This window comes from Vibrio sp. 779(2023) (genome assembly GCF_033344285.1).
Classification (GTDB): domain Bacteria; phylum Pseudomonadota; class Gammaproteobacteria; order Enterobacterales; family Vibrionaceae; genus Vibrio; species Vibrio alginolyticus.
In genome coordinates, this window is record NZ_JAWPOM010000003.1 from 262,469 (window position 1) to 274,724 (window position 12,256).

Annotated in this window: 12 protein-coding genes; 3 read left to right on the forward strand and 9 right to left on the reverse strand. The window is 45.8% G+C overall.

Translation table 11 applies throughout. The features are described 5' to 3' along the window. Positions 1–47: 47 nt before the first annotated feature. The 6 genes from R8O70_RS06305 to moeA all read right to left on the reverse strand — a co-directional run bounded on the left by R8O70_RS06305 (position 48) and on the right by moeA (position 6,155). Positions 48–878: a sulfurtransferase gene (locus R8O70_RS06305; protein WP_258625164.1), complete on the reverse strand. Its 831-nt coding sequence runs from the start codon at positions 876–878 to the stop codon at positions 48–50. Between the two features lie 55 nt (positions 879–933). Continuing rightward, positions 934–1,233 (reverse strand): hypothetical protein, encoded by a 300-nt coding sequence (locus R8O70_RS06310; RefSeq protein ID WP_258625167.1) that lies wholly within the window; start codon positions 1,231–1,233, stop codon positions 934–936. A gap of 139 nt (positions 1,234–1,372) precedes the next feature. After that, positions 1,373–1,867 carry a hypothetical protein gene (locus tag R8O70_RS06315; RefSeq protein WP_064354847.1) on the reverse strand — a complete coding sequence of 165 codons (495 nt, stop codon included), beginning with the start codon at positions 1,865–1,867 and terminating at the stop codon, positions 1,373–1,375. 12 nt (positions 1,868–1,879) lie between these two features. Further along, a complete protein-coding gene (locus R8O70_RS06320) occupies positions 1,880–3,985 on the reverse strand; it encodes an LruC domain-containing protein (protein WP_258645451.1) in 2,106 nt (701 codons plus the stop codon). Between the two features lie 175 nt (positions 3,986–4,160). After that, the gene (gene moeB, locus R8O70_RS06325; protein ID WP_064354845.1) at positions 4,161–4,910 is read right to left on the reverse strand and encodes a molybdopterin-synthase adenylyltransferase MoeB; all 750 of its coding nucleotides are present in this window, start codon (positions 4,908–4,910) and stop codon (positions 4,161–4,163) included. A 9-nt stretch (positions 4,911–4,919) separates the two neighbouring features. Next, complete coding sequence (gene moeA, locus R8O70_RS06330; protein ID WP_064354844.1) at positions 4,920–6,155, reverse strand: molybdopterin molybdotransferase MoeA; 1,236 nt, start codon at positions 6,153–6,155, stop codon at positions 4,920–4,922. 287 nt (positions 6,156–6,442) lie between these two features. On the opposite strand from moeA, the gene folE reads away from it, so the two are divergent. Then, on the forward strand, positions 6,443–7,096 hold the full coding sequence (gene folE / locus R8O70_RS06335; RefSeq protein WP_318184086.1) for a GTP cyclohydrolase I FolE: 654 nt from the start codon (positions 6,443–6,445) through the stop codon (positions 7,094–7,096). Between the two features lie 45 nt (positions 7,097–7,141). Here the strand turns inward: folE and R8O70_RS06340 are convergent, their stop codons facing one another. Continuing rightward, positions 7,142–8,089 carry a TDT family transporter gene (locus R8O70_RS06340; RefSeq protein ID WP_005373475.1) on the reverse strand — a complete coding sequence of 316 codons (948 nt, stop codon included), beginning with the start codon at positions 8,087–8,089 and terminating at the stop codon, positions 7,142–7,144. Between the two features lie 261 nt (positions 8,090–8,350). After that, the gene (clcA, locus tag R8O70_RS06345; protein ID WP_258645448.1) at positions 8,351–9,754 is read right to left on the reverse strand and encodes a H(+)/Cl(-) exchange transporter ClcA; all 1,404 of its coding nucleotides are present in this window, start codon (positions 9,752–9,754) and stop codon (positions 8,351–8,353) included. Positions 9,755–10,225: 471 nt separating this feature from the next. On the opposite strand from clcA, the gene R8O70_RS06350 reads away from it, so the two are divergent. Further along, the gene (locus R8O70_RS06350) at positions 10,226–10,840 is read left to right on the forward strand and encodes a hypothetical protein (RefSeq protein ID WP_258508809.1); all 615 of its coding nucleotides are present in this window, start codon (positions 10,226–10,228) and stop codon (positions 10,838–10,840) included. Here the strand turns inward: R8O70_RS06350 and R8O70_RS06355 are convergent. Further along, positions 10,821–11,234, reverse strand: coding sequence for a helix-turn-helix domain-containing protein (locus tag R8O70_RS06355; RefSeq protein ID WP_005387686.1), 414 nt, complete (start codon positions 11,232–11,234; stop codon positions 10,821–10,823). The genes R8O70_RS06350 and R8O70_RS06355 overlap by 20 nt on opposite strands. A gap of 95 nt (positions 11,235–11,329) precedes the next feature. Here R8O70_RS06355 and R8O70_RS06360 point away from each other — a divergent pair, with 95 nt between their 5' ends. Continuing rightward, positions 11,330–12,238: an aldo/keto reductase gene (locus tag R8O70_RS06360; RefSeq protein ID WP_151515713.1), complete on the forward strand. Its 909-nt coding sequence runs from the start codon at positions 11,330–11,332 to the stop codon at positions 12,236–12,238. Positions 12,239–12,256: the final 18 nt, after the last annotated feature.

The following is a 12,256-nucleotide window of genomic DNA, read 5'->3' on the forward strand; positions in this document are numbered from 1 at the left end:
ATCATCTTTAGATAAACGTAAGATACTTTGTTAAACAGACACTTGTCTTAACGCTCGATAGGTAGAGAGTGGTCTGCACCCCATTCGGTCCAAGAACCGTCGTACACCGACAGATTGTCCAGACCAATTTGATACGCCGCGAGTAATAAAATGCATGCGGTCACACCGGAGCCGCAACTAAAAATAATTGAATTGTCACTATCTATCGTTAGTGCGCTAAATATCTGTTGCAACTCTGAATTTGGTTTAATGTGACCGTTGGTTAAGAGTTCTTGAAACGGTAAGCAAACCGAATTTGGAATGTGCCCACTACGTAGACCTTCTCGTGGCTCAGGCACTTCGCCAAGGAAGCGTGCTTTGGCTCTGGCATCGATGATATTTGCACTTTTATTGGTGGAATGAGCAAGAACATCTTGTGCACTCAAAAAGGCATTTTGGTTGAGCTTACCCGCAAAGTTACCTTTTTCGCTTGGTTGCGATAGGGTACTTCCAACAGGGAATCCGGCTTCAACCCAAGCGGGAAGGCCGCCGTTTAAGACTCGAACATTATCATGTCCCATAGCTTTGAACATCCACCAAGCTCTTGGCGCGGCTAAAGTGCCAGAGTTGTCGTAAACCACAATCAAATCTTCGTTGTTCAAACCGAGTTGTTGCGCACTTTGGTTGAAGCCTTCTTCTGTTGGCATCATATGCGGCAGGGAAGAACCGGGTAAGCAAAAGTCATTGTCGTAATCAAAGCGTAAAGTATTTGGAATCCACTTATCTTGGATCTTTTTACCTTCAGAAGGGATTTGAAACGCAATACTAGCGTCGAGGAGCTTGACGTTAGGTTGGCCGAGAAGGCTATTGAGTTCATCAGTACTGATCAGTGCTTGCATTGTTTTTCATTTCCTCAAAGTAGTATGACGTTTTACATGAATTGGAAGAGTAGGCTCATTCGCAATTTAAAAACGTGAGCGGTTGCTCGAAGAGTGAATCCGTAGCTTGGTTGAATGTCACTAAGGCCCCTTCAGGACAATGGACAGAGGTTGGAACTGCAACACGCTTTGTTCCGAGTACCTCTGATTCGACGGTGAGATAGCGTCTTAGCCCATCGAGGGATTGTGTCAGGGTATTTGAAATCACTTTTGCGGTGATGGTTTGTGTTTCATCAGAAGATGTTAGCCACAGAGCCAAACATAATGCGACGATGGCAGCAACAAAGACCAAAATGAAGGTTTTCGGGTTGTCCAACGTGTTTTCCCGCTCGATGATTAATCCTACTGTTTTACAACAAAAAAATCGCATGTTCAAAAGAACGATGCGATTTTTAAGCTTGAGATTGAAGATTTATGATGAAAGGTCGCTTTCGCCATGCCTTCAATCTATCTAGTTACATGGTCCAAGTGTTGTCTCCAGAAGTAATCACTTTCTGAATTGGGTCACTGCCGTCATAGAACCAAATTTCAACAAGTAGGCTACCTTGGCTATCAGAAACATTAAAGTCGACGTTTGCTGTACCGTTGTTGAGTGGAACCGATGCGACTTTGCTTGGATATTTTGCATCGTAGTTACCTGAACTGTTCTCGACAAACTCTTTGTACACGCTTAGGTGTGCACGTTGTGAAGAGAAACCACTGATGTCTACATTGAGCGTACCCTCCGTCACTGGGTTGTAGCTAAAGCCATCCGGTACTACTAGGTCCTGCATGGTTGCATTTTCTACAGTTACGGTAGTCTCTTCTACGGTTGTTTCTTCCTGTTGGGTTGTGTCTTCCTCTGCAACGGTGGTTTGGGTTGGTGAAGGTGGTGTACTGTTACCACCTCCGCCGCCACCGCCACAAGCCGTTAGTGCTAATCCCATGATGATTGTGATAAGTGCTTTCATAATGTTATCTCCCTATGGAATGTAGCATTTGTTAGGTGTTGGAGCGGTGTGCCAATCTGTGCTTCGTTCGCCACCAGACTCAGCCCAAGTTTGGAATTGAGGGTATGCATCGACCATGTCTACACGCTCTAGCGGCCAATCCCAATCTTCTACTATCAACAGTGCCCAAGGTAAGTTGTTTGCTGTTTTGAAGTACACACCTTGCGCAGGGTCACTTGCATCGACGCCGACACCGAAGAGGTTTTGGTCATCAAACTGTTCTGTTGGTGCTTGGTCTGCTAAGTGAACTTCCCATTTACGGCCTGGTTGGAAGGTAATCCCATCGCCATGGTAAGTGCCCGGTGTTGCAAAGATGAACGGGTCGTATGGCATGGCTTGAATGGCTGAACGGTCAGATCCTTCAGTGAAGTACACATTCAAGGTAAAGGTGAGTGAAACGTTATCATCACAGCCAGACTCGGTACGGAAGTAGCTACAGCTGCTCGCCGCGTGTGTGCTTAAGTCTTCACTGATGATGAAAATGGCTTCATCAGAAATACTTTCCAAGCCATTAGATGCTTGTTCTACACCATTGAAGGAGAGCGTTGTTAGTCCGTTTTCAATCGAGCTTCTTAAAACACCCGGTAGTCGGATTGCGAAGCCATTTTTGTAACTTGCGCCGTAAGCCGCTAGGTCACCAGTAATTTGAATATTCTCAACATGACCAGCAAGACTGGTTTCAGTGATGCGGAATTTCACGACCACATCGTTCATATCGTAGTCTGCGGTGTATGGCCAGTTATCTTCGTAAGCGACGGTGGCGTAATCTTCTGCACTCGGGAAATATTCCACTGAGTAACCATTACCAGTGATGGTAATTGGGTAATCTTCCACCTCACCAGATGTCGAACCACCATCGTAGTTTAATCCGGTTTGTTGGCTAAAGCGGAATCGGCTCCAGCTAGACCCTTCCGTTGCAGCGGTTGAAACTACAAACGGTAGGGGATTATTACCCGCAGACAGTAATTGGTCGGTAAAGACTTGCTCACCTTCATCATCAAAGTCACCATCGCGGTTCCAGTCAAACCATGCTGATAGGTAGCCAGAAGTAGAAGCTGTCACATTCACAATTGAGCTTAAGCCTGGGTCAAGTGCGGATACAAAACCAACACCATCTTCATCGGCTGTGCCCACAGAGTTGTCGTTTGCTTGACCGTCGGCATCACCATCAGGAGCGACTGAACCAAGCCAAGTTACACCGTCGACTTCGTGGCGAGGACCGTTTGACGCAAGTGTTGTGTGGTAGCTGTCTGGAGCATCACCGAAATCAATTGGCTCGTCTTCGTTAATCACTGGAGCGTTTGCACAACGTGCGCCATCATTTTGGCTTGAGCTTGGACCGTTGGATACAAACTCAACCGCAGGAACGATACCTGCTGCGATATTGGCTGCGTTACCTTCCGAAAGGTCAACGCGATAGATTTTGCCATCTTGGTTACGTGACACGTAGTAGTTGCCGTTTACATCGAAGTAGCCAGCACCAAATGTGCCTTTCTCACCTGTGTCACCTATCGCAGTTGCGCTACCATTTGATGGGTTGAACTGATATAGCACACCAGAGTTGTTGTCGATGCCGTAAAGGGAGCCATCACCTGGATGAAATGCAAAGTCGGTTAGGTTCACAGTCGCTGTTGAGCTGATTTTCACGATGCTCAATGTCGCATTTGGATCAGAATCGAGCGGAGAAAGGTCAATGGAGAAAAGTCCTTTGCCTTTGCGGTACAAGTAGTAGACGTGGTTGTAAACGTCACCTACGTAAAACGTGTGGTCGGTAGGAAGACCCGAAACATCAAGTGTCTCTGCTTGGAAGTCTTGACCAAGACGAACAATCTTTTTGTTTGTGGTGTCGTAGCCGTAGATATAACGGTCAGTGAAGTTAAAGCCTACACCGTTGATGCCCGAAGCCAAACCTGTGTCGTCCTCTAAAAGAGTCGTAGAGCCTGTAACCAAATTGACGCCATAGATTTGAACCGGGGTTGATTGGAATAGGTATGCTTGGCTTGGGCACGTATCAAATGGCGCCGCTTGTGCGTAAGCGCTCGCTATTAGAGACCCAAGTAGTAGTGATGTCCTTTTCATAATTCGCCCTCTCATTGGTTCGTGATATATGCAATGAAAGGAATGTGCCAACTTTTAACTTGTTGAATTTTATAGAGATAAGATTTGTAAGAAGAAGGGTTGTAAATCTGATTGTCAAAATGAGAAAAAGCCCAACATCGAGTTGGGCTTTTTGGGAATGATTAGAGGTATAGAACTAACTACAAACCGGACAGGTTGGCATTTTCATCAGATTCATTTCTCGCCAAGACATGCTGAGCGCGTCCAAAATCAGAATTTTGCCTTTCTTTGGTTGGCCGTAATCAGCAATCACTTTGATCGTCTCCATCGCTTGTACTGCGCCAACAATACCCACAACAGGAGCCATGACTCCGGCTTCGACACAACTTAACGCACCGCTGCCGAAGAGGGCACTTAAGCACTGGTAACATGGTTGAGTTGGGTCGTCGTAAGTAAACACACTCACTTGGCCTTCCATACGAATAGCCGCGCCTGAAATTAGCGGTGTTTTAGTCGCAAAACATAGGCGGTTAAGTTGATTGCGCGTATCGACGTTATCTGATGCATCAACAACAATTGTGTGCTGTTCGATCAAGCTTTTTAGCTCTGTATCATCAAGACGCTTTGCGATGGTATCTACAATGATGTGCGGGTTAAGTTCGCGTAGCGCATTGGCCGCCGAGTCTACCTTCTTACGACCAATATCCGCATCGTGGTGCAGCACTTGGCGCTGAAGGTTAGACAACTCGACGATATCATCATCAATCAGCGTGATTTTACCGACACCAGCAGTCGCCAAATATTGGCTTGATGCGCAGCCTAAACCGCCAGCACCAAGCATCAATACCGATGCTTGTTTGAGTGCTTCTTGTCCTTCAAAGTCAAACTGACGAAGAATGATTTGGCGGTTGTAACGCAACATTTCCTGATCGGAAAGAATATCCACAACGTCTTCCTAGTAAAGGGTTGAGTTGAATAGTTGAATCTGAACCGTTTCGCCCACTTCAACTCGGCCGCGTTCACGTTCCAATACAACAAAACAGTTCGCTAGGCTCATTGAGCGGAATGCACCAGAGCTTTGGTTACCGGTTGTTTCAACCACAAACTTGCCATCTTCCAATGTATAGATACCACGTTGGTAATCGGTACGACCTGGCGCTTTCTTAAAGGCGGTTTTGGTTGTTGCTGGAATAGATTCGGGTGCTTTCCATTCTGTATGGCCTGCAAGTTTTGCCAGCATTGGTTGAACAAGCACGTACATAGTAAGAACTGCAGAAACAGGGTTACCCGGCAGCCCACAGAACCAAGCTGTACTTAGCTTACCAAATGCGAAAGGTTTACCCGGCTTGATTGCTAACTTCCAGAAACCGATTTCACCAAGCTCTTCAAGAATGTCTTTGGTGTAATCCGCTTCGCCCACACTAACACCGCCTGAGGTCACAACCACATCTGCCAATGTTTGCGCTTGTTCAAAGGTTGCTTTCAGAGTCTCTGGGCAATCTGGAATGATGCCAAGATCAACGGCTTCACAACCGAAGTTTTCAATAAGCGGTTTAATACCGTAACGGTTGCTGTCGTAGATCTGACCTTCGTCTAGCGGTTCGCTCAGTGGTTTAAGTTCATCACCAGTAGAGAAGAAAGCAACTTTTGGCTTACGTACTACTGTCACATGGCTAACACCAAGCGACGCAATCATCGGAATATCGCGAGGTGTCAAACGTGCACCTTTTGCCAGTACGATGTCGCCTTGTTTGATGTCGTCACCTGTTGGGCGGATGTTGTTTTGTGGCTTCACGTCGGTTTGGTTGAACTGAATGCCAGCATCTGTTACTTCAGTATTTTCTTGCATGATAACGGCATCACAACCCTGTGGGATTTTTGCGCCAGTCATGATGCGAACACAGGTACCTTGAGGCCATTCACCTTCAAAAGGTTGTCCTGCAAATGATTTACCTGCCAGAGGCAATACAGAAGATGACTCAAGATCTTGAATGCGAATAGCGTAGCCATCCATTGCTGAGTTGTCGAATGGCGGTACGTGGATAGGAGACAAGATATCTTCTGCCAGTACAAAACCGAGTGCTTCAGCAAGTGGAAGAGAAAGCGTTGTTTGGATAGGTTTGATTCGCGATAACATTTTGTCCATCGCTTCTTCAATTGGCATCAAGCCAGGTGCGTCGCAGCAGCCCATTGAGAAAATCCTGTGTTCTTTTGTTTTGTGGCAACTTTACCATAAAAAGGGGACCGAGTAAGAATGTCCACCTATAAAATATGGGTGTAATTATTCAAAAATCCGAGTATCCTTGTCAGCCATCCGAAAGGGGTAAAAAGCCCGCGGAGCTCAATAAAATCAGCTCAGTACCTATATTTGATGTGACTTGGTGTAAAGACACGAAACTGAGCAACTCAAAGCGAAAAATATGAATGCAATTTTGATTGGGTTTGTATTGAAGCGGAAGTAACAAAAGAGGAAGTGGAATGTCAGGTCTTAGCGAGTCAGCGAAGTTAGTAAAAGAAGCGCTAGAGCAACGCGGTTTGGAAACGCCAATGCGTCCAAACAACGTAAGTCGTGAAGAGAAGAAAGAGAAGATCGAACACCACATGCGTGAGATCTTAGGTCTGCTTCAACTTGACCTTACCGACGATAGCCTAGAAGAAACCCCACACCGCATTGCTAAGATGTACGTTGACGAAATCTTCTCCGGTCTGGATTACTCCAACTTTCCTAAAATCACGGTGATTGAGAACAAGATGAACGTGAGCGAGATGGTTCGCGTGAAGGACATCACAGTGACCAGTACTTGTGAACATCACCTTGTGACCATTGATGGCAAGGCGGCTGTGGCTTACATTCCACGTGGCAAGATCATTGGCCTATCAAAGATCAACCGTATCGTTCGCTTCTTTGCCCAGCGTCCACAAGTTCAAGAGCGTATGACTCAGCAAATTCTTGTTGCACTTCAAATGTTGCTTGAGTCCGATGATGTGGCAGTGACGATTGACGCAACACACTACTGCGTGAAATCTCGCGGTGTGATGGATGCAACCAGCGAAACCACGACAACAGCATTAGGCGGTATCTTCAAAAGCAACCCAGCAACGCGTGCCGAGTTTCTGCACGGTTTACGTTAGGTAACCAAGCACTATTCTAAGAGGATGGCAAACGCCATCCTTTTTTTATGCTTGTTTAGAAAATGACTTCATGATTTCTGGCCAATACATTTTGACGTAACCTGCCGATACCCAAACAACCAATACAGTCGCGATACTGAGCTCTAGAAAACCAAAGTCGTGTAGCCAGTGCCAGTGAGGGTGCGATTCGGCGAAAAAAGAGGTCAAGCGATGCATTGCGATGGCGCTGATCACGGAAGGAAAGGTTACTGCCGCGATAGAAGGTTGAAACTTCAAGCGAAGTAAGCGGAAGTAACATAAGTAGATCAATAAAGTCATAGTGATGGCGATCCCGGCCAATGCGCCTGTCAGTATCGGATCAGGTAAGGGAAAGTTCACCAAGTATGCTGCTAATGACAAGTTTACCGGCGCGGCCATAATCGCGAGGGTCGGTCTTGCTCGCCTTGGTAGAGAGCCGAAAAACACCAAACGATACAACACGAGTGGCAGCATGAAGAAATAAATGCCGATGCACATCATCGCTAACGTTTCGGAGAATAAGTTGTGACCTAGTTGAGAACCGGCTAGTGAACTACTGATCAGCCCCACCGGATAAAGAAACCAACTCGGTACGATATTGGACATTTTGAAGTTCATTAGCTGAAAGCTAAAAAACAGCACCATCATAGTAAAATGCAGCAAAAGCGCCATAAACCAAAGTGGATAAGCGATGATAGGTGCTACAGCGGCAAGATAATCTGCAAGGATCAGTAACGCCATACTCATTGGTGCCATTAAACTACCACTCAGTGGGTGACGAATGTCGACCATGAATAATCGTGGATTCGCGGCATATTTTATGAGTACAGGGGCGAGTAAAAGTGCGCCGAGTGACGCCAAAAATGGGCGTATCGGTTCACCAATCTCAGGAACATAGAGTGCCCAAGCTTGCCCTAAACCTATCATACCTAGTGCCAACGCGGCTTGAGACGGCGGGACACTATAAAACTGCACAAGTCTTCTCCAGTTCAAATCTACTCCATTTGATTTTTGCCTGAATGAAACGAAACATGACGATTTGGGTGAAATGCTCTATTTAAGTAGCGAATACTAACAAGTATGGAGAGGGGTTTCTCATGAAAGGTGGTGAGCAAATATCAGAGAATGATAATTTTGTGAGTTTGGTATCGAATATTTGGGAAAAGATGTAAAAATGCAGAGTTTATCGCTCCAAACCCTTCGATAGTCTGGAGCGAAGTGATAACAAAGAGAATGTTATGTTGATTGATTCTCCGGTAGATCCTGTTGGCGTAACTTTTCGTTTTTGATTGTGCGATGCAGCAGCTGGCTGTAAATAGGTTGTCCACCCAACAATTGAGCAATAATCACAGCGCCCAAACAAGTAATGATCAATGGCAGGATTAAGTAGTAGTTATTCGTCATTTCAATCACTAACAGAATACCTGTAATCGGTGCACGTACCGTTGCTGCAAACAGGGCACCCATGCCCGCAATCGCAAATACACCAGGCTCGATATCAAGCGCAGGGAGCAAGACATCAGCACTTGCTCCGAACGCATAACCAAATAAGGTTCCCAGAGCAAGCATAGGTGCAAAGATGCCTCCCGGCGCACCAGAACCAAAACAGAGCAGGGTTGTAATTACACGACCAAAGAAAAGCAAAACTAAAATGGATACCGAGTAGTTACCGTTAGTAATGTCAGGAATAAGGCCGATACCACCACCAGTTAGTTGGGGTACGTACAAAAGAAGCAAGCCAAACACGCCTCCCAGTAACGAACCCACAATCAAGTAGCGCTTACGATCGTTTTTGTGAATTGCGACAAAACTGTCTTGTGCCACGGTAATCAGTTTGTTGAAGATCACGCCAAACACGCCAAACAATGCGCCAAGCAATAAAAATAGCCATAGGGTTTGAAGCTCTGGCGACTGGTATTGCGGCATAGTGATAACGGCGTCTTGCCCGTTGATGGCGCGAAACACTATGTTCGCCATAATGGCAGAAATGATCACTGCACGAATTGAGATCAAAGAGTAGCGAAACTGAGGTCGCATTTCCTCCACAACGAACATAATGCCTGCGAGTGGGGCATTAAAAGCCGCAGCCAAACCGCCAGCAGCACCAGAAGCGAGCAGGGAGTGGCGGGTATCGTCATCCTTTACCCGGAATATATCGGTCACCATTCGACCTACAGCACCACCCATTTGAACGGTTGGGCCTTCACGACCCAGCACCATACCTGAGCCAAGTGCGCCCATGCCGCCGAAGAATTTTACTGGTAGAACTCGCCACCAGCGCACTGGACGAATATTATCCATTGCCCCTTCGATTTCAGGAATACCAGAACCTGCCGCTTCTGGCGCAAAGCGGTGCACAAGAAAATAGCCAATAAAAGCTAAAAGTGCGCTAATGAGAACCGCTGCCAGCCACAACGGTAGAACATTACCAATTTCGCTTCTTAACCATTCTGTTCGTGTTTCAGAAACGAAATGAACGGCAAGCTCGAAATACGTACCGACAAAACCAGCCAACGTACCCACAATGGCGGCCATCATGAGAACAGAAAATGGTGTTGACCCTCGAGAGACAAACTGGTTAATCGCATCTTTCGGTACGTGCGCCAACACAGATTTCACAATTCTCTCGCGTTTGGTCATTAACAAGCTCTCCTGTTGCTGGGGGGAAGGGACGAAAGAAAGTATACGCTTCGCAGAGTCTAGACCTAATCAATAAAGATGCAATTTAGCTTTTCACTATTGAGTGTTCGAAGTGTCGCGATATTATTCATTCACTCAGATTGTGCTATTGCTCTCATAATTTAGGATAAAAAACTTGTTTTTTGAGAAAAATGAACCATGCTTTAATTGTAAAGCAACATGACTGCTTCAGAAGGAGGGATGTGAGGTTTTACACACAATTTGGATGGATTCAAACCCTACGGTAAGTCCTCGTTTTATGTTCGGGATGCATCAATAGACATCGCCGATTCGCACACTCACGATTGAGTAACGAGGTAGAGGCGCACGCACATGTGCGCCTTCTTAATTTCTGCGTTATAACTTTCATCACCATAACTTTCATCGCCACCTGCCACTATTTTTCTCTTGAACATTTTCTTGCAGTTAGTAATGTCTTGGTTCGATGTCAACCAACTAGAGCAGTGCATGCGCTTTTATCTTCGACTCTTACTTTCTTTATGTTGTTGTTCGGTAACGTTTCCGGCACTTTCAACGCCGAACTGGTGGCAAGACACGTTGTCAGCAATGCCATATTCCAATCTAAAAGAACGTATAGAAAAAAGTGGAAGCTGGTATGGTTGCGAAGTGCAGTTGCGGGACAACTCAACGTTTATCAGCGCATTTTGTTTGGATGATTTTTCGTACTACCAGCAGCACTTGTATGGTGAAGTGATTTTGAGAAGAGAAAGTGCTCAGTTCTCGTTTCTCACTGAATACGAGTGGCAGCGTCTGAATGACTTACTCCTCAACTTAAGAAAGGATGGGTTAGTTTTACGCAGAGTTACTATCGGACAAGAACACTATGATGTCGTTGAAGCTCTGGAAAAGAAATCTTCCGAACTTGTCGATAAAGAAGTTATTTTGTTGATGAACCGCTATCCACAAGAAACGATTCGAAGTTTGCTTTGGGTAAAACCGGACGAGTTTCTTACGCCATCACCGTCCTTAAATGTGCACTTGCGCAGTGATGGCGAAATTATCGAGGTCAAAGTGACTCGTTTTTAGATTCTTTATGGAGAGATAGGAAGGTCGCCATTGCTGATTCATCCAAAAAACCATCCGATTTTTTGTGAGCGCGCAGGTATTGATATCCTGCAATTAGCTTGCGGTGTAGCTCTTCTGCATCGTCTGACAACGGCTGATTCATAACGTGTTGAAAGGCAAGTTTGTACGCATCCATATCCACGACTTCAGCACGGCGATATAAATAACCACATCCCGTTGCTAACCATTCGAGAGAGCAATTGGCGCGCATTGCAATTTGATTTGCTTTGGTTAGGCTAGGTTCACTGCCTTTAAGGTATTTGCGTATTAAAGCTTCAGACACATCGACGCGTCGAGCGAACCCGCTGATGCTTTCTTCTCCGATCAGGGTGGCTAGGCGTTGGGCAAAAGACATATTTCGTACTCCAGTTCGAATTGCGAAAGTTTACCCGTTGAGCCGGTACGAAAACAAGACTACGATGAATGCAGATCAATTGAAGGAGAAAACCCATGGTTGCAAAAGTAGTAACTGCACCAAAAGGCCCAGAGTTCTCAGAGCTGGTTCAAGGATATTGGCGTGCAGTTGAGTGGGGAATGACGGCTCAAGAGCGTTTGTCATTTCTTAAGCAACACATTGAGTTAGGCATTACGACGGTCGATCACGCCGACATCTACGGCAATTACGAGTGTGAGGCGTTGTTTGGTGAAGCGCTAGCTTTAGACAAGAGTGTTCGTGAGCAAATTCAGATCGTGACGAAATGCGACATCAATTTGTGTGGCGATAAAACGCCAGAGCGTAAGATCAATCACTACGACACGAGCTCAGCACATATCTACCAATCGGTGAATAACTCGCTAGAACGTTTGAATGTGGATGAAATCGACGTACTTTTAATTCATCGTCCTGACGTGTTAATGGATGCAGACGAGGTTGCAGAAGCATTTTCTGAGCTTCACAAAGTCGGCAAAGTGAAGCACTTTGGCGTGTCTAACTTCACTCCACGCCAGTTTGAACTGCTGCAATCTCGCTTAGGTAAGCCGTTGGTTACTAACCAAGTGGAAATCAACCCACTTAACTTTGAGGTTGCTCACGATGGAACGCTTGATCAAATGCAAATGTTCCGCACGCGACCAATGGCTTGGTCTTGCCTCGGTGGTGGTTCAATTTTTAGTGGTGACAGTGAGCAAGCTGTTCGTGTCCGTAACGAATTAGAAGCAATTCGTGAAGAAGTGGGCGCAGCGAGTATTGATCAAGTAATTTATGCCTGGGTACGTCGTTTGCCATCTAACCCTATTCCAATCATTGGCTCTGGTAAAATCGAGCGTGTGCAAACTGCAGTTAATGCATTGAACATCGAACTTACTCGAGAGCAATGGTATCGCGTATGGGTGGCTTCTAAAGGTCATGGTGTGCCATAGAATTGATATCTTATCGAT